Origin of the sequence: Natronorubrum sulfidifaciens JCM 14089 (assembly GCF_000337735.1) — an archaeon.
GTDB lineage: Archaea > Halobacteriota > Halobacteria > Halobacteriales > Natrialbaceae > Natronorubrum > Natronorubrum sulfidifaciens.
Genome location: NZ_AOHX01000046.1, coordinates 57355 through 75243, shown reverse-complemented (window position 1 = coordinate 75243; position 17889 = coordinate 57355). Strand labels below are relative to the sequence as shown.

At 62.5% G+C, this 17889-nt stretch carries 16 protein-coding genes; 10 read left to right on the top strand and 6 right to left on the bottom strand.

The window, feature by feature from the left end; translation table 11 throughout:
• Positions 1 to 34: 34 nt before the first annotated feature.
• Positions 35 to 319, bottom strand: a complete 285-nt coding sequence (locus C495_RS15095; RefSeq protein ID WP_008164434.1) for a DNA-directed RNA polymerase subunit L — start codon at positions 317 to 319, stop codon at positions 35 to 37.
• 114 nt (positions 320 to 433) lie between these two features.
• Here C495_RS15095 and C495_RS15090 point away from each other — a divergent pair, with 114 nt between their 5' ends.
• From C495_RS15090 to C495_RS15075, 4 genes are all read left to right on the top strand, one after another.
• The gene (locus C495_RS15090) at positions 434 to 2248 is read left to right on the top strand and encodes a rhomboid family intramembrane serine protease (RefSeq protein WP_049890376.1); all 1815 of its coding nucleotides are present in this window, start codon (positions 434 to 436) and stop codon (positions 2246 to 2248) included.
• 274 nt (positions 2249 to 2522) lie between these two features.
• Positions 2523 to 3281 (top strand): ABC transporter ATP-binding protein, encoded by a 759-nt coding sequence (locus C495_RS15085; protein WP_049890381.1) that lies wholly within the window; start codon positions 2523 to 2525, stop codon positions 3279 to 3281.
• Positions 3271 to 4548 carry an FtsX-like permease family protein gene (locus tag C495_RS15080; protein WP_008164431.1) on the top strand — a complete coding sequence of 426 codons (1278 nt, stop codon included), beginning with the start codon at positions 3271 to 3273 and terminating at the stop codon, positions 4546 to 4548. Before C495_RS15085 ends, C495_RS15080 begins: the two co-directional genes overlap by 11 nt.
• The gene (locus tag C495_RS15075) at positions 4545 to 5792 is read left to right on the top strand and encodes an ABC transporter permease (RefSeq protein WP_008164430.1); all 1248 of its coding nucleotides are present in this window, start codon (positions 4545 to 4547) and stop codon (positions 5790 to 5792) included. The genes C495_RS15080 and C495_RS15075 overlap by 4 nt, the downstream gene beginning before the upstream one ends.
• On the opposite strand, the gene C495_RS15070 is transcribed toward C495_RS15075, so the two are convergent.
• Positions 5789 to 6418, bottom strand: a complete 630-nt coding sequence (locus tag C495_RS15070) for an METTL5 family protein (RefSeq protein WP_008164429.1) — start codon at positions 6416 to 6418, stop codon at positions 5789 to 5791. The two genes, C495_RS15075 and C495_RS15070, sit on opposite strands and share 4 nt — an antisense overlap.
• 131 nt (positions 6419 to 6549) lie before the next feature.
• Here C495_RS15070 and C495_RS15065 point away from each other — a divergent pair, with 131 nt between their 5' ends.
• Positions 6550 to 6783, top strand: a complete 234-nt coding sequence (locus C495_RS15065) for a zf-TFIIB domain-containing protein (protein ID WP_008164428.1) — start codon at positions 6550 to 6552, stop codon at positions 6781 to 6783.
• Positions 6784 to 6887: 104 nt separating this feature from the next.
• On the opposite strand, the gene C495_RS15060 is transcribed toward C495_RS15065, so the two are convergent.
• The gene (locus C495_RS15060; protein ID WP_008164426.1) at positions 6888 to 7919 is read right to left on the bottom strand and encodes a disk-shape morphogenesis protein volactin; all 1032 of its coding nucleotides are present in this window, start codon (positions 7917 to 7919) and stop codon (positions 6888 to 6890) included.
• Between the two features lie 96 nt (positions 7920 to 8015).
• Positions 8016 to 8921 (bottom strand): DUF7139 domain-containing protein, encoded by a 906-nt coding sequence (locus C495_RS15055; RefSeq protein WP_008164425.1) that lies wholly within the window; start codon positions 8919 to 8921, stop codon positions 8016 to 8018.
• A 162-nt stretch (positions 8922 to 9083) separates the two neighbouring features.
• Here C495_RS15055 and dph2 point away from each other — a divergent pair, with 162 nt between their 5' ends.
• The 5 genes from dph2 to C495_RS15030 all read left to right on the top strand — a co-directional run bounded on the left by dph2 (position 9084) and on the right by C495_RS15030 (position 14781).
• The gene (dph2, locus tag C495_RS15050; protein ID WP_008164423.1) at positions 9084 to 10133 is read left to right on the top strand and encodes a diphthamide biosynthesis enzyme Dph2; all 1050 of its coding nucleotides are present in this window, start codon (positions 9084 to 9086) and stop codon (positions 10131 to 10133) included.
• 271 nt (positions 10134 to 10404) lie between these two features.
• Positions 10405 to 11145 carry a DUF7344 domain-containing protein gene (locus tag C495_RS15045; protein ID WP_008164421.1) on the top strand — a complete coding sequence of 247 codons (741 nt, stop codon included), beginning with the start codon at positions 10405 to 10407 and terminating at the stop codon, positions 11143 to 11145.
• Positions 11146 to 11293: 148 nt separating this feature from the next.
• Positions 11294 to 12127: an MBL fold metallo-hydrolase gene (locus C495_RS15040; RefSeq protein ID WP_008164420.1), complete on the top strand. Its 834-nt coding sequence runs from the start codon at positions 11294 to 11296 to the stop codon at positions 12125 to 12127.
• 70 nt (positions 12128 to 12197) lie between these two features.
• The gene (locus C495_RS15035) at positions 12198 to 13784 is read left to right on the top strand and encodes a hypothetical protein (protein WP_008164418.1); all 1587 of its coding nucleotides are present in this window, start codon (positions 12198 to 12200) and stop codon (positions 13782 to 13784) included.
• A 58-nt stretch (positions 13785 to 13842) separates the two neighbouring features.
• The gene (locus tag C495_RS15030; protein WP_008164417.1) at positions 13843 to 14781 is read left to right on the top strand and encodes a hypothetical protein; all 939 of its coding nucleotides are present in this window, start codon (positions 13843 to 13845) and stop codon (positions 14779 to 14781) included.
• Between the two features lie 592 nt (positions 14782 to 15373).
• Here the strand turns inward: C495_RS15030 and C495_RS15025 are convergent.
• Together C495_RS15025 and C495_RS15020 are read right to left on the bottom strand one after the other, a co-directional pair.
• Complete coding sequence (locus tag C495_RS15025; protein WP_008164414.1) at positions 15374 to 16408, bottom strand: tyrosine-type recombinase/integrase; 1035 nt, start codon at positions 16406 to 16408, stop codon at positions 15374 to 15376.
• Positions 16401 to 16790, bottom strand: a complete 390-nt coding sequence (locus tag C495_RS15020) for a DUF5805 domain-containing protein (RefSeq protein ID WP_008164412.1) — start codon at positions 16788 to 16790, stop codon at positions 16401 to 16403. The genes C495_RS15025 and C495_RS15020 overlap by 8 nt, the downstream gene beginning before the upstream one ends.
• Positions 16791 to 17889 lie beyond the last annotated feature (1099 nt).

The window sequence follows — 17889 nt, the reverse complement described above, 5'->3', positions numbered from 1 at the left end:
AGATTCGATCAGGCTCGGCCCGGGCCGGCGGCGTTTATGCGGCTGCTTCGAACGCGTCCCGGAACGAGGTTGCTTTCTCGCGAACGTCGACTGCGGCCTCCTCGAGTGCCTCGAGAGGGTCGACGCCGGCTTCGGTTTTGATCGTCAGAATCGGTTCCGTCTGGCCACCCGACTGTTCGGGATTCACGTCGTAGGTGGCGGCGCTTACGTCGTCGTGCTCGAGCAGTGTGCCCTTGAGGACGTTCATAAAGGTGTGGTCCTCGCCGGTGATTTCGATCGAGAGTTCGTTCTCGCTGCTCTCGGTGACCCGCAGTTCCATACTCTCGTATCCGTCCGTCGGCCGCTTGTACCTTTCCTTTCGCTCGAGTTCGAGTCGGACGGGCGAGCGAAAGAGAGAGGAAATCCATATACAGTCTCGCCCGAACCAGAGGATATGGTCCCGACTGGAGCGCTTTTGGGGACGCTCCTGCCGATTCTGACGGTGGTGGCGCTGCTCGTTTCGGTAGCGACCGTCAGACGGCTTCATCGCCCCGAACGTGGATGGCGGGAGACCGCTCGCTCACGGCTCGTGATGGGGGTACCGTGGGGCTCGCTGGTCGTCATCGGCGTCGTCATCGGTGTTTATTTCGTCGTTCAAGATGGACTGACGGCGTTCGACGATCCGGTAACGATCCCCTACCGGGCGTACTCGTACTTCTACCCACTGGGAATGCTGACGGCGTCGTTGTCCCATGCTGGCCCGGGACACCTCATCGGCAACCTTTCAGGCGCGATCATCGTCGCCCCCATCGCGGAGTACGCGTGGGGCCACTATCCGAACGGGCGGGACGAATCGGCACCGACCACGTGGCGAACCCATCCCTGGGTACGGGCGCTGGTGCTCTTTCCGCTTGCCGTCGTCACGATCTCGATCGTCACGAGTCTGTTCGCACTGGGACCCGTGATCGGGTTCTCGGGCGTCGTCTTCGCCTTCGCCGCGTTCGCACTCGTCCACTATCCGATCACCACCATCGTGGGCGTCCTCGGCGTTCAGAGCGTCGTCGTGATCCTGTACCGGGCGCTTCAGACGCCCATCGGCGTCTACGTCGCCGAGCCGAGCCCGCCGTCGGCTCCGTCGTGGGCCGGCATCGCCATCCAAGGCCACGCCCTCGGCTTTCTTCTCGGTCTCGTGCTCGGGATCGCGCTGCTTCGCAGGCGTGGTCACGCACCTGACCCGCTTCGACTCTGGGTCGCCATCTTGCTGTACGGCTTCGCACAGGGGCTGTGGCAGATCTACTGGTTCGGCAGCGAGAACACCTTCTATCTCTATCAGGGCCCCGGCGTGCTCATCGTCGTTGCACTCGCGCTCGTGATCACGCTCGCAGCCACCGACGTCGACGAACCGATCGTTCCACGGCGGCTCGAGCACCGACTCGCTCGAGTGCGTCGAAGGCGTCCCAACTCGTCGGTCGAACGGGCCCTCGAGATCGCTCGCGCGACCGGCGAGCGGACGACGGCCGCGACACCGCGACTCGAGCGCATCGACGAACTGGCGACGGGGACACGACCACGCGAGTCGTCGGGTACCTCCCGACGGGCGGCATCCGTGGTCGTTCTCGTCGTGCTCGCGGTCGTCGCCGGGATGGCGATCCCGCTCAACGTCTTCGTGCTTGACGACGCCACTACGTCCTCGGACGCCGCCGTCGAGGTCGGAGATTACACGATCCAGTACGCCGAGGGCGTCGAAAACGAGCTGACCGCGCCGGTCAGGGTCGGCCCGCTCGAGAACGCCATCTCGATCGAATCCAGCGGGGTGATCGTCGCCAGCGAACAGCGCCAGCTCTGGCTGGAGTCCGTGTCGAGCCAGCGCCTCGCGTTTACGGGCGCGGAGTCGGTCGTCGTCGGCGGCCCCGGCTGGCGTGAGACGGTCCACGTCGAACGAACCGGCTGGGAGCCGGTCGGCAACGACACCGTGTATCAGGTCGATCTCTGGACCGACGGCGACGACCGCCAACTCGCATACGAGTCCAACGGCTCGCGTGCTGACGTCCGCATCGACAACCGGGCCGTGACGATCGCATCCGAGGACGGAACGTTCGTCCTCGAGGTCGAGTCGCTCGAGACCGGCGTCGCCGAGACGACGACGATACCCGACATGGGTGCGTCGGCAACTGCTGGTGGGCTGACGTTCGAGCGTGGTGAGGAGACGATCCATGCGAGTTCGAACGGGACGCGGGTCGCCGTTGCGAGCGCGGAGACGTACGATTGAGAGAGACTCCTGTCGTCAGGTATCGCCGATCGCCGACCGGGGCGTGAGACGACGCCGAACAGTCACGAATACGTGTACGTTTCGGCCATGACCGTCTCGGTTATCGGTGCCAAACACGTTGCGGGACCGGACGGTCGCGACTCGAGTACAGTAGCGACTGCAAACCAGTTCGTTGCGGACAGTGGGAGAAGTTAACCACGTCCTTGCTGTGGGAAGCCGGAGAGAAACAATGGCCGCCTGTGCCATCGATCCGAGCGAGTTGAACGCCGAACCGATGAGCAATCACGCACTGGAGCAGGTGGTCTCCGCAACTGGGCAGGCGAGTACCGGAACCGAACCGACGACAGCCGTTCGGCTCGAGACGGTCACCCACGAGTACGGCTCGAGCGGTGGCCATACGGGCGGCGATCGGGTGGTGACGGCGCTCCAAAACGTCTCCATGGCGGTACAACTGGGTGAGATCGTCGGTTTGGCAGGACCGAGCGGCAGCGGTAAATCGACGATTCTACATACGGTCTCCGGGCTGTTGGTGCCAACCGACGGCAGCGTCGAACTGCTTGGCACCGATCTGACCACCCTTTCGGATCGACGGCGAACGCGACTGCGCCGACAGCATATCGGCATCGTCTTTCAGCGCTTTCATCTGCTGCCGTCGCTGTCGGCGCGAGCGAACGTCGCCTTACCCCTCGTGCAAGCGGGTGTGCCGACGGCGACCAGACGCGAACGCGCCGAGACCTTACTCGAGCGGGTCGGGCTCGCGGATCGGACGGGCCATCTGCCGGGCGAACTCAGCGGCGGCGAACGCCAGCGGGTCGCCATCGCGCGGGCGCTCGTGACCGATCCGGACGTGATCGTCGCCGACGAGCCGACGGGGGAACTCGACACGGCGACGGGTGCGGACGTGCTCGATCTCCTGACCGATATCGGCCGCAACCGGGCCGTGCTTGTCGCCTCCCACGACGACGCAACGCTGTCGGTCGCCGACCGCGTGGTCGAGTTGCGCGACGGGCAGGTGAGTACGGATGGCAGATGACGACCGATTCGACCTCGAGTCGGCCGGGACACGCCGTGCCCGCTGGCGCGGACTCATCGGCATCGCAGCCATTCGACTGTGGAAGCGAACGATTCAGACCAGATCCGGCCGGCTCGTGGCGACGATCGCCGCCGTCGCACTGACCATTGCGCTGTTGGTGATCGTGACGGGCGTCGCGCTGGGACTCGCCGACGGCGGCGCGCTCGCCGACGACGATGCCGACGTCCGGATCACGCCCGAAGCGGGCGCGACGCTGTCGGCCGTCGACGGTGTCGAAGGGGCACGACTCGGCGCGACGAACGAGCGCGCCGCCACGATCCGCGCCGAAGACGGCATCGAGCACGCCTCGCCGGTTCTCGTCGAACCAGTCCAACTCGAGTCCCCGAACGGCGATCCACAGACGGTCTTGCTCGTCGGCGTCGTTCCCGACGACGAGCCACGGCGTATCGGCGGGCTCTCGACGGCGACACTCGAGGCGGGTGATTCCCACTACGCGAACGGCTCGTACGATGGCCCACGAACGGGCGAACTCGTTCTCTCGGCTGCGGCTGCGGATCGCCTCGAGGCAGACACCGACGAGAACCTCACGGTCACTGGCCCGCATCGGTCGAACGAAACGCCGGCACCGTCGTTTACCGCGACTGCCGTCGAGACGGGCAGCGATGACGACCTCGAGACGCCGATCGCACTCGTCCATCTGAGCGACCTGCAGACGATCGCCGGCGCGGACAGTGGCCACCTTGCTGACACCGTCCTGGTCTGGGGGGAGGTCGACGCAGCGACGGCGGCTGCGACCGAAACGTATCCCGACGCAGCAGTGCAGTCGGCCGAGAGCACCGACCCTGCTGCGCTGTTCGGCGACGGCCTCGCGTTCGCGACGAGTCTGCTCGCGCTCGTCGTCGGCGTGGTGATCTGTGCGTCGTTCGTCGCGACGACGACCGGAATGGCGGTCAACGAGGATCGACGAACCCTCGCGGTCCTCGAGTCGGTGGGCTATCCTACACACAGTCGCCTCACCATTATCGCGGTCTCGACGCTGCTCACCACGCTCGGTGGGGCGTTGTTGGGGGTCGTCCTCGGCATCGGTGGCATCCACGCGCTCAACACCATCGCTAGCGCAACCGTCGCTCCGGGCGCCGTCGCGCAAGCACATCCGGTGTTCGTCCCCTACGCCATCGTCGTCGCCCTCCTTTCGGGACTGGTCGCCATCCCCTACCCGCTCGTGGTAGCCGCTCGCACGTCCGTCCTGACGGAGGTGGGACGATGAGTCTGCGACGAGCGGCCATCCGGACGAAAGCCGTTGTCGGCCTCGCGTTCGCACAGCTTCGCCGATCACCCGGCCGGACCGCACTCACCGTCCTCGCGGTCACGCTCGCCGTGTTATCGGTAACGTTGCTCGCTGGCCTCGGTGTCGGCGTCGTCCAGACGGGGGAAGACGGCCTCGAGAACGCCAACCGAGATATCTGGATCTCGAGTGATCCGATCGACCCCTCCGCCAGCGGGACTGAGAACCCGATCGTCGGCTCGCACGGTGTTTCGGCCGATATCACTGAACGCGAGGATATCAGCTCCGCCTCGCCGATCGCGATGCACGACGTGTATCTCGGGACCGACGAAGACGACCTCGTCCGAACCTCGGCCGTCGGCGTCCACGAAACACACGACGGGTTCGACTTCGAGGCCGGGAGCGGGTTCGAAACCGAAATCAACGCCTCGGACGGAGAGCATCTCGAGCACCAGCGTGCCAGCGAACCGACGAGCGAGGAGATCGTGCTCGACCCCAATACAGCCGAGCGGCTCGATGTCTCGGTCGGTGAGACGGTCTATCTCGGAACCAGCCGGGAGACGGCACGCGACCACGAGTTCACCGTCGTCGGAATCGCAGCCTACTACTCGCAGTATCTCGGCTCGGACGCGGAAGCCGTTCCGCTGACCGATCTGCAGGCCGTCGCGGGAACCACGAGGACGGATCGAGCGACGTTCATCACCGCAAGCGTCGACGACGGGTCCGATCCAGCCGTCGTCAGAGACGACCTCTCTGCGGCGTACCCGACCTACGACGTCCGTACCAGCGACGAGCAGGTCAGCGCGATGTTCGAAGAGCGCCCACTCGTCCTCGCAAGCGGGGCGACACTGGTCGGACTCGCCTTCGTCGGCGGGATCGTCCTGACGATCAACCTGTTCGCGCTCGTCGCCTACCAACAGCGGGACGAACTCGCAGCCCTCCGAGCGATCGGTCTCTCGCGATGGGTACTCGCCGGAACGATCGGCGTTCAGGGATTCGTCATCGGACTCCTCGGCGGGCTTGCAGGGCTCGCAGCCACACCGCTCCTCGCGAGGGGGCTCAACCTCCTCGTCTCGTCGGTCGTCGGCTTCGACTCCCTCCTCCAGACACCACTCGAGGTCTACGGTATCGGCCTCGCACTCGCACTCGTCGTCGGGACAGTCGTCGCCCTCGCCACCGGCTGGCGGGCCGGCCGCTACGCCCGCCTCGAGCACCTCGAGGGCTAAGCCCACTCGATCCGGAACACTTCCGCCTCGAGCGTCTGTGTTGTGTCGGTGTGAAACTCGAATCGCTTTTCGATGGGGAACTCGGCGCTGAACCCGTGGGTCACCGTGGCTCCGTTGTCGGCCGCGAACGACTCGACGAACGACTGACTGCCCTCGTTGTGGATCGTATAGGAAACGCTCGCAATCGAACTGATCGTCTCGAGAAAGTCGCGATCGGCGTGGCGATTGCCCCGTTGTGCGCCAAACGGCGGGTTCGAGACCACCGTCGCGTCGGTGAGCGAGAGTGGTGGTCGGGTTACGTCGCCACGAAGCCACTCGAGCGTGCCGTGGCCCGCCTCGTCGATCCGGGCGGCGTTCTGCCGGGCAACGGCGAGCGCGTCGGGGTCGAGGTCGATCCCCACCACGCGCTCGGCCCCTGCGAGTGCGGCCGCGATCGCGAGCATTCCTGTGCCGGTCCCAAGGTCGACGACCCAGCGATCCAGATTGCCCTGTAACCGTGCCTGATGGCAGATGTGGGCGGCGATCTCCGGCGGCGTGAGATACTGCTCGAGGGCGGCCGACGGCTCTGGAAAATCCGCAAGCGTCTCGAGCGCTCGAGCGAGGGTTCGTCGCGACGGGCCAGCCATTGCGACCGGCTTCTGTCTCGAGTGTCATAGCTCCGTCGGGTTCGGGGCTCGCGGGCAGCCCGGTTGGCGCGGTGTTCTGTGGACATGACAAGTTCGAATAGAGTTAAGAAGCGACCGTCTAACAGAGGGGTATGGAGTGTCCACGGTGTCAGGGCTCGCTCGAGGAACTCTCGCTTGGTGATGTCTCGACGGTGTCGTGTCCACACTGTGCGTTTGCGGACGTGCCCGTTGACCACGTCCGCGAGGAGGACGACCCCGAGTCCTGGCGGGACGCATTCAATCGGTTTTACGAGGCCAACACTGGCGGCGACGATGTCACTGGCGGCGACGATGTCACTGGCGGCGACGATGTCACTGACGGCTGACTCCGTCTGCTGTCGCGATCGCGAGCGACGTTCGGTGATCGGGGTCAGACGGTCCGTATGAAACGTGAGCGTCACAGTGCGACACTCACACTGAAACTATGGGGTTACTCGTTTGCAGCGGCCGCTTCGGCTTCGTCGTCGGCAGTCTCGTGCTCGACGTCCTCGTCGGATCGGGCGGCGACGAGGCCACCACGGGCCACGCTGTACAGTGGCTCGTTGGCGTGGGAGACGCCGCTGATCGAGAACGGAATGTTCGCGTCCGCGAGGTGGTCCCGGAACAGCGCCTCGAAGCCGCTCGGACTCGAGGTGCCGCCGGTGACGACGACGGGCACGTCGAGACCTTCCTCGACGTCTTCCTCGTCGACTTCCTGGACGATGTTGTCGATGACGTAGTCCAGCAGGTTCTCGTAATAAATCGAGAGCGCACCCTCGACGCCGCCGACGTCGGTCGTGAAGTCGAGTTCGAAGTCGTCCTCTTTGATCGAGGTGACTTTGTCGACGGGCGTGCCAGTTGCGCGGGCGGCCTGTTCGTCGACCCAGTCGCCACCACGGGCGACGGAGAACTTCATGACGGGCACGGCGTAGTAGGACAGACAGACGTTCGTCATGCCGGCACCGAAGCTGATTCCGAGCCCAGTGAAGTTGTTATCCGCGAGTTCGCTGTAGATGACGGACATCCCTTCGTTGATCGGTTCGGAGTCGTACCCCATGTCGTTGAGGAACGACTCGATCGTTTTCTGGTGATACAGCGTTGAGAGGTCGGAGTCGATCGGATCTGCAGGGGACGAGAAATACAGCTTCTCGTCGGGATAAGCGGGTTCGCCGACGACCTGTTCGATGATGAGTTTCATCATCGGGATCGCGCTTTTCTCGTCGTTCGAGAGAATCCCGTGTTTCATCGGTCGGCGGGTTTCCTTATTGAAAATGTTCGCAAAGTTCAGCGCGTCGTCGCCGACGACGTACACCTTGTCGTCTTTCCGAATATGAAGCACTTCACTCCGCGAGAGCATCTGCTCGGCCATATCCGAGTACTCGATCTCTACGAAGGAGTTTCGCTGTTGTACGAACACCGTGTCGTTGCCATCCTGTTGGGCAGACAGGATGTTCATCGTCCCAACGTCTAGGCCTTTTGCCATAGTCGAGAAAGGCCACCGATGGATTATAAATCTATGTGGAATATCCACATCTCAACTAAGAAACGACAACCCTATTTTAACCCCTCCAGTGGGGAATTACTCCCGCCGAAAGAGCGAACGGAACCGCTCGAGTAGCCCCGAGATCGGCGTCGACGAGCCGTTATCGTCTTCTGTCGCCAGTTCATCGATACGCTGCTGTTCGCGAAGTTCTTTGAGCTTCGCCGTCTGGTCGTCGACCGTCGATTGGGAGGTCGTCTGTTTGGTCTCGCCGCCTTTCAGTCCCTTGAGGCCGGCAACCTGTGCGTCGACGCCGGTCGAGCGAGTCGTCTTCGCCGCACCGTCGGTGTTGACCGACACCTCGTCGAACTCGTCTTCGGAGAAGCTCAGTCGCTTGTGTTCAGTTTTCTCGACACCTCCCCAGGAGAGTTCGACGTCTTCCATCGCGTCGTCGATATCCTGTTGAACGTCGAAATCGGGCTCGTCGTCTTCGTCGTCTTCGCTGTCGGCGTCGGTCTGCGTGACGGCACGCGCCATCTCGAGGTAGTGTGCGATCAATGCCGCCCCCGTCGACGCGGTGATTCCGGCGAGTCCGACGGCGTAGACGGCGACGACTTCCGCCGTGTAGTCGTTCCCCCAGCCGTTCCAGTCGTCGGGGTAGGCATAGAGGAAACCGGCAACGGCCGCGAACGTGATGGCAACCCCAGCGATCGAGGCGTACAGCACCCGACGCTCCGACGGCAACAGGACCACGATCCCGAGCATCAACAGCGGCAACGCGACCATGACGATCGCGTACGCCGGCTCGGCCCACGTGACGTGGGCAACGCTGCGGGCCTCGAACGTGCTACTCCAGAGAAAGAGCACCAGCGCGACGATCGCGAGGCCGATCCCGCCGAGGAACAGACCGAACCCGACGTAGACGTCGGTCCGGTCTTCCGGTTCTCCGATGTATCGACGGTAAAGGTCGAAAAGATACCCGTCTGCAGGCTGTTCCGCTGACATTAGCCCCTGATTTACACTCCAGTACTATGACTGTTGGGACAATTGTAACTGTCCACGAAACTGATCTGATCGAACGCCAACACGCTCGAGTCGCCGTTTTATAATGAGAATCAAAACTGCCGAAGCGCCGCCGTTATACGTCCGTGGCCGTTAGGACGGTCAATGAGTCAGGAGTCGGAGTACACCGAGGGAGACCTCCGGAACACCGGGATGCGTCTCAAACACGATCGCGAATGGGATTACGAACTCGAGCAGATCGTTGAGGCGATCGAGGAGCGAGACGCCAAAAAGGTCGGATTGCAGTTCCCCGAAGGATTGAAACGACGGGGTCCAGCCGTCGCCGACGACCTGCGAGCACTGGCCGACGACGACGTAACGTTCATGCTCTCGGGCCAGCCGTGTTATGGGGCCTGTGATCTTGACACCTATCTGATGAAACGCACCGACGTCTTCGTCCACTTCGGTCACTCGCCGATGAAGAACACGGACAAGGTCATCTACGTGCCGCTGTTCTCGAACGTCGAGGTCGAGCCGATCATGGAAGAGGCACTCGAGACGCTCGAGTCACCCGAGGAGACCGAGGACGTCGGCCTCGTCACCACCGCCCAGCACATGAACCGCTACGAGGAGATGACCGAGTTCTTGGAAGAACGCGGCTACGAGGTCCACAGCCGTCGCGGCGACGAACGACTGACCCACGAGGGACAGGTACTTGGCTGTAACTACGCGAGCGCGGACGTGCCCGCAGACCAGGTGCTCTACGTCGGCGGCGGGAAGTTCCACCCGCTCGGGCTGGCGATGGAACACCCAGACAAACACGTCGTCATCGCCGACCCGGTCAACAACGTCGTCACTGTCGCGGACACGGACAAGTTCCTCAAACAGCGCTACGGCGCGGTCCACCGCGCGATGGACGCCGAGAAGTGGGGCGTCATCTTCTGTACCAAGATCGGACAGGGCCGCTGGGAGCAGGCCCAGGAGATTATCAACGACAACGACAACGCCTATCTCATCACGATGGACGAGGTGACGCCCGACCGCCTCCGAAACTTCGATATGGACGCCTTCGTCAACACTGGCTGTCCACGGATCACGACCGACGACGGCCCGCAGTTCCACAAGCCGATGCTCACCCCCGGCGAGTACCGGATCGCCGTCGGCGACGAACCCCTCGACAGCCTCTCGTTCGACACGTTCCACGGCACCTGGTAGTCGACGACAGCCGTCTCGAGGAATGCTGCTCTTGGAGCCGGAATTGTCCGTGGTAGCGACGTACAATGACGCAACCCGCTGTCTGGACAGTCCGGTCCAAACGACAACCGTTCGGAGTTGAATATCAGTGTTTGATATCGAAATACGGTACTACTCTATCGGATTATTTAGCCATTTGTACCAGAATATCTGCAATAGAGTGGTAATACGCTGCTGAATCCAAACTGATTTGGGCGAGTTCTTTTCCCTGAGAGGCACTGACCAGTAGTCGATGAGTACTCCCGATGGCTACGGACGATCGAGGCACTCTCGAGACGAGACCTTCGCTGCGTTCGCTGTCGAGACTCGGCGCGAAGCCCTTCGAATCGTCAACGAGCGATCGCCAACTGGCGTCACGAAACACGAACTTGCAGCCGAACTCGCGGCCAGAACGACTGCTGGCGACGCCACTGCCGTGACCGACGCCGACCGACAGCGGCTGCTCGTCGACTGCCACCACCGGACGCTGCCCGCCCTGTTCGACGCGGGTCTCCTCGAGAAGACCGACGACGGCCGTCTGGTTACGACGGCTCACTGGGCGTTCGACGATGCCGGACTCGGAGCCGTCCTCGACGATCAGACGACCGATCATCGGGTCGACCTCGACGTGCTGTTCGAGGCGCTGTCTGACTCGCGGCGTCGAACGGTCCTGTCCGTCCTCGATGGGAGCCACCAGCCACACTCGACCGAGGCACTCGCTCGAGCCGTTGCGGCCAGCGAGATGGACCGCGATATCCGGCGAGATGAGGTCGAACAGGTGTGGTCGACGCTCAGACACGTTCATCTGCCCGTCCTGAACGACGCCGGCCTCGTCGGCTACGACGCCGAGTCGAGTCTGGTCTCCTACGAAGGGCACCCAGTGTTGCACGAGTCTTGGCTCGAGGGAACACACGAGCAGCCGTCACAGGCGAACGCTCGAGGCCGATCACTGAACGCCGTCACCGGCGTGCTTCGATCCGGCAGCAATCGGTGAGCCGTTCCGTCCGCTCCTGCAGACGCTCTTCTCGGTCGGGCAGAGGCGGCGTTCGCGGTCGTCGTCGATCGGTTTTCCTCGATTCCTCCCCCGCTGAGGGCCCATCGAGACAACAACACTTACCCGCACAGTCCGCTCACCCTCGCATATGGTTGAAAGCGACTGGGAAGACTGGCTCGTTCGAGACATCGAAGACGCCGACCCCGACGGGGTAGCCGTCTGGTATCTCGGCTGTAACGGCTTCGTTCTCAAAGGCTCCGACGGAACGACGATCTACATCGACCCCTACCTCGGACTGGGCGACCCACCACGAACCGTCCGGATGATCCCGGTCCCCTTCGATCCCGAAGACGTCACTGAGGCCGACGCCGTCCTCGCGACCCACGAACACACCGACCACGTCCACGGTGAGAGTCAGGCCCCGATCCTCGAATCGACGGGGGCGACGTTCTACGCGCCCGACGACAGTCTTACCGTCGCCCGCGAGGACGAAGATTGGACGGGAGAATGGGACGTTTCTGATGAGCAGTTCGCCGAAGTCAGCGAGGGCGACACTGTCGACATCGGCGAGTTCACGGTCCACGTCGAGGTGGCGAACGATCCCGACGCGACCCATCCGGTGAGCTACGTCTTCGAACACGACGCCGGCACGTTCTTCCACGGCGGCGATACGAAACCGACCGACGAGTTCGAGCGCGTCGGCGAGACGTACGACATCGACCTCGGCGTGCTCGCCTTCGGAACCGTCGGCCAGATCCCTGACAAGCAGACCCGAGAGCCGAAACGAACCCGCTGGTACAACGACGAAAACCAGCTCGTCGAAGCCGCCTCGGCGCTCTCGCTCGAGCGGGTGGTGCCAAGTCACTGGGATATGTGGCGCGGACTCACCGCCGATCCGAAAGCGCTCCACCACCACGCGAAGAGCTTCGAGTCACCACGACGGCTGGAACTCGTCGAGATCGGCGATCGGGTCGATCTATAGCCGTCGACGAATAACTTAATCGTGGGATTGTCCGTACAATTTATAATAATGGTGTGGTAACGTTGGCCCCATGAGTACCACCGCAGAGACGGACGACGTGATCGAGGTCAGTGCTGATGGCCTCTCCGTCCAGAAGACGTTCACGGCGGACGAGTTTCCCGTCCCCGCGATCCGATTCGAGATCGAATCGGACCACGACGAGCAGGTTGCGTTTCGACTCTCCGAAGACATTCCCGATTCGTTCCCGATGGACAAAGTCGGATTCCATCCCGACTATCACAGCGACGACTGGACGGCGTTTCAGGACAACCACGTCGAGTTCACCGGACACATCGAGCCGGACGAGTCAATCTTGACAGTGTACGGCATCCGGATCGACGACGAGAGCGAAGCCGAACCGTTCATGACGGAGCCGACGATCGTCGAAGTCAGTTCCGAGGGCGAGGGCGGCTCCGACGCCGAAGCACTCGACGATGACGTCATCGGGAACATCGTCGAAAACGACCGCAACCAGCCCGTCAAAGACATGATCTCCGGCGAGTCCGATACCGTTCCCGGACTCGAGGACGAAGCGTCGACTGACGATGCTACAGCAGCCGACGATGACGATTCCGAGGACGACGGCGGGCTCGATCTCGATCTGGATCTCGGCGACGTCGACACCGAGCCCGAGCCGGTCGACGACGACCGTGACGACGATGACGACGACACGCCGGATATCGATCTCGGCTTCGGTGAGGACGACATTCCGGACGCCGCCGACGCCGACGATGACGAGACGGCGACCGATCTCGATATCGACCTCGGTGACGACACACCCGAGGACGAATCGGCGCTCGAGGATACTGAAGATGAGGATGCCGTCGACGCCGATGATGACGCCGTCGACGCCGAACTCGACGACGAAACGGATGCGAGTGATCTCGAGGACGAGGATGTCGACGAGACAGAAACGACAGCCGATGACGATTTCGAGAGCACAGACGAAGCCGACTCGGAAGCCGACACCGACGACATCGAAGCTGAGCCCGAAGACGACACACCGACCGACCACGACGCAGAGGAGGACGGCGAACGAGACGACGAGTCGGCTGCCGAGCCACCAGCGGCGACGGTCGAGGGGTCCGTCGTCGACCAGCTCGTTACGGAGCTTCGTGCGGACGACCTCGAGGAAGACGAGCGGGACCTCCTTCGGTCCGCACTCGACCTCGAGCCGTCCGGCCCCGACATCGCGAAAGTCGAGCATCTCCAGTCCCGTGTCGAAGAAGTCGCTGCCTACACGGACGCCCTCGAGCAGTTCCTCGAGGAGAACGGCACCGGCAAACAGCTGATCGAGGACGTGCAGGCGGATCTCGAGACCATCGACGCCGACCTCGCCACACTGGACGACCGTGTTGGCGGCACCGAAGACCGTCTCGATGACGTCGCGGACGATCTCGAGGCCGTCGACGACGATGTGGAGACACTCGAGGACGACGTGAGCGACCTTACGGATGACGTCGAGGATCTCGACGCCGACGTCGACGACGTTTCAGCGGATCTCGAGCGCGTCGAAGACGGGCTCGAAGACGTCGAAGACGAACTAGAGGACGTGCGAGCAGACGTCACCGACATTCAAGACTGGCGCGACCAGCTCGGCTCGATGTTCTCGAACTAACCCGCGTTTCGTTCCCGAAACGCAACTCGTTTATCCGTCGCCGATTGAACATCGGTCGATGGGCGAGACGATCCCGGTCGCAGTGCCACGAAAAGGTCGACCGCTCGAGTCGGTACTCGACCGACTCGCACGGCGGCTCGATGTTCCCGATCTCGCAGACGAGATCTCGTCGACACTCCGTCACGAGAAGGCGATCACCAAGGGAACGATCGACCCCGAGGACGATACGGCTGCAAACGACGTCTACCATCGTCTCGCCACGTACAGCTCTATCGACGACCCGACCAAACCCGAGTACACGCTTTTGCGAGATGACCGAGCCGGTAAACCCCGGCGGATCGTCTTCGACAGCGTCACGATCCCGCTCGATGGTCTCGAGGACGCCGCTGATGGCGCAGCCATCCAGTTAATCGGCCGCGAGGAGCCGTTTCGAGCGCTTCGAACCCACGAGTTTGGGCTCGGATTCGACAGCGCGGATCTCATCTTGGAAGAGGTCGTCGAACTCCGACCGGAGCCACTCGACAGCATCGAAGACATCAACGCCCGAATCAACCCCTCCGATACCGACGTCCGCGTGATCACGGGTCTTGGTGATACTGTCTACCACACACTGATGGCGACCCCTGAGGTCGCCCCAGCCGCCGGCTCGCTCGATCGAACGTTCCTCGAGAGCTATGAGGGGCCGCTGTGTATCGAACCCCGGTACGAACGACTCGTGCAGGCCGTCCTCGGAACGCGGACACTCGACGGAATCCACTTTGCGTACCCCGAGGCCGGCCACGAAGAGGAAGCCGCGATCGCCGACACCGGACTCGGCGTCTACCTAACCGTCACAGGATCGACGGCTCGAGACCACGGTCTCTTGCTCGGCGAGCAACTGTTCCCGAGCGAGACCGTGCTGTTAGAGAGCACACCGGAGCCGACCGAGACGATGGCAGCCGTTCGCTCGCTACTGAACGGTGCCGACCTCGAGACGGAGCTGACGGTCGAGCAGTAACGGCGTTTTCGAAGTTTTGAGACCCCATCGCCGGAGAGTGACGACTCGAGTCCGTTTTCGATCACACGCAGAGACCGCGTGCCTATAGTAACAACTGCAACGATTGACACACTAATCGCACAGCGAACGGATCACGTCGTTCCCCGCTCGCTCGTTCACGGTTCTCGCTCGAGTCCTTGCTCACGGGTCGTTCCTCCCCGTTCGCGTGTCCGCGGGTCTCACTCACGTCGTTCGCTCCGACCCGCGCCGCTCCGACCCGCGCCGCTCCGACCCGCGCTCCCGTCGTGCGAGCAGGTGCGCAGTGACGGTCAGTGGCTACTATAGTCAAAACGCTTGCGAGCCACGCTGAACCGGCCGATCGCCCGCGAATGTAGCGTCTCGAACGGACGGAATCCATCTGGTTTTGATATAGCGGTATGGGATTTGTCCGATCGAGGAGAGACGAACGCGTTGTGTACAAAACGAGTATTGTCTGAATAGCAAAACGGTAACACGGCGAACGTAGAATAGTCACTGACCGTCAGTGTACACCCGGTCGCACGACAGCTGTGCGATCGGTGTGCAACAGTTTCAGTTGTTCCGACAACACCCGCTACACGGAGAGCGAATAGATGTGCTCGAGGTACGTTTCCCGGACTCGATCACCCCAGTTGTGGGTGTAGGTATCGATCACGTCGCTGGCGACATCGCCTCGGAGGTACTGGACGATACCGCGGTCGCCGGTTCGGTCCCGTAGGTGCGTCGTAAAGAAGTGTCTGAAATAGTGTGGGGTGACGTTTTCGGCAGCCCCACCGCCAGTTCGGTACCAGCCTCGTTCCCGTGCATACCGCTCGACGACGTGGTGGATGACGTTTGGCGTCAGGCGCTGTCCCCAGTTGTCGGCTGTCGACACGAACAGCGGCTCCGTCGCTGCCCCCGTCGTTCGTGACGGCGTATCCGGTCGCACTGCGAGCCACCGCACGAGCGCCGTTTTCAGTTCCTCGTCGATGGGGATGACGGTCTCGCGTTTGCGCTTGTTCGAAGCGGTCCGCCGTTCACCGCCAGACTCGCGGCCGTAGGTATGCTCGGTGGCGATAAACAGTGAGTCCGGACGGCCCGCAATGTGGGCTCGAGGCTGCCACGTCTGAGCGTCGTGTGTGAGGTGGAGATCGATCAGATCGAGGTTACAGAGTTCGCCGGCTCGAATCCCGGTTTTCAACAGCGTGGTCACGAGCGCCCGGTGGAGCGGATGGCGAACGGCCGTCACGAACGAGCGCATCTCGGGCAACGTCACGTCACGCCGGGTCGGATTCGATTCGATCGATTCGGACATCTCCTCTAAGACGACCGTCATGGGGTTTTCCTCGACGTGACCGACCCGCTCGAGATAGCTGTAAAAGCGGTTGAGATACGACGCATACGTCGCGACGGTGCTCGCTGAGTGTGTGGTTCGAAGCTCGTGTACCCACGCCATGCAGTCCCGGTAGCTGGCTGCTGGTGGCGTCTTGTCGAAGCGATCGTCGAGGAACTGCTCATACGCCGAGAGCACGCGCTCGTAGGCTGTTGCGGTCCGTTCGTTGCGGCCGTGGTGTTCGATGTCTTGGAGGAAGTACTCGACCGTCGTCGGCTGCTGTTGGCTCTCAGTCATCGGTGGTGAGTACGTAGCCGCCGTCACGGCCGCTGTATCGGATCGTGTTTTCGTCCTGCAAGCGCTGTAGTTCCGCGTCGAGATCGGCTTCGACGTCATCGACCAGTGCCTCGACGAGGTCATCCCAGCCAAGGACGCCCTTTCGGTCGAGCACCTCGAGAATTCGGTCTGCGAACTCGTCGTCAGTTGCGGACTCGGTGCCGGCTGATGGGCCAGTCTTCGACTGGTCGGATGGGATCTCGAACTCCTGGCGTCCTGCTTGGACCATCGTTCTGACGAACTCGCTTTGACTCATCTCGAGGGCGTCGGCCTGTGCCTGCCAGCGCTCTTTCTGGTACCGTGGGACGTACGTCTTCACGGCAACACGATCGTCGTCGGCCATACGCTGGTGCTCTCAGCGAAGACACTTCAATCTATCCTACATTCACAAATAAGGGCATTTATTTCGATCTGTAGTACCCCAATCCGGCCGGCAATAGCGGATTATGCTGCTGCATGGGCACACAAGATATCGAATTGTAGTGCTAGATTTGAACCTAAAGAGTAGGCCGGAATCGAGATCGGCAGCGGTTGACAAAGAAACACTGCCAGTCAAACTGATGTGTCTCCGATCAGTCTCTGGTTTGCAACCCGACCCCACACTGGCCAAGTGTGGCCAACCGAATTGCACCGATCAACGCCCAAAATGCGGCAATATTTGAACCACCATCTGGAGGGAGAGACCCTAGGGGTTGCGTCCCGAAAACAGGGCTCTACAGATCACCACAGCGGCCGAGAAAATATACGCTTCCGGACATTATCGGCGAGTCTTTACCATGTGTATTGGAGACATCTAACGTGGCCTTCACCCCACCAATCCGACAACTACTAACTCGAGTCACTGTGACTCAACGAGCGGCAACCAGCGCTCGAGTCAGTAGGTCGACTGACGATGACCGCCGACTCGAGTAGCCACTGACCGTCACTACGCACCTGCTCGCACGACGGAAGCGCGGGTCGGAGCGGCGCGGGTCGGAGCGAACGACGTGAGTGAGACCCGCGGACACGCGAACGGGGAGGAACGACCCGTGAGCGAGGACTCGAGCGAGAACCGCGAACTGGCGAACGGGTCACGTCGTTCCCCGTTCGCTGTGTGATGGGTGTGTACATTGGTTCAGTTGGGACGACACCAGCCACGAGGGCGAACCGATAGCTCCGGCAGGCCACTCACAGGGCGGCCGGCTTGAGCCAGACGGAGTACGCCCAGCGATCGCTGCTCGAGGGTGGCACTGTTCTCGAGGAACTCACGGGTCGTCGCCGTAATCGGGCAGCGATGGGGCCAGCTACCGAAAGTGGATGCGTGAAACGGCGGCGACGTCGTCGGTCGTCAAGTCACGTCTCATCGAAGGGTGTGTCACAGGGCCCCGACTCCACTGTCCGAACCGCTGACGGGCGTGGTCCGTCGGTTCGCTGATCCGTGGCTCGAGCACTTATCCGCGCCA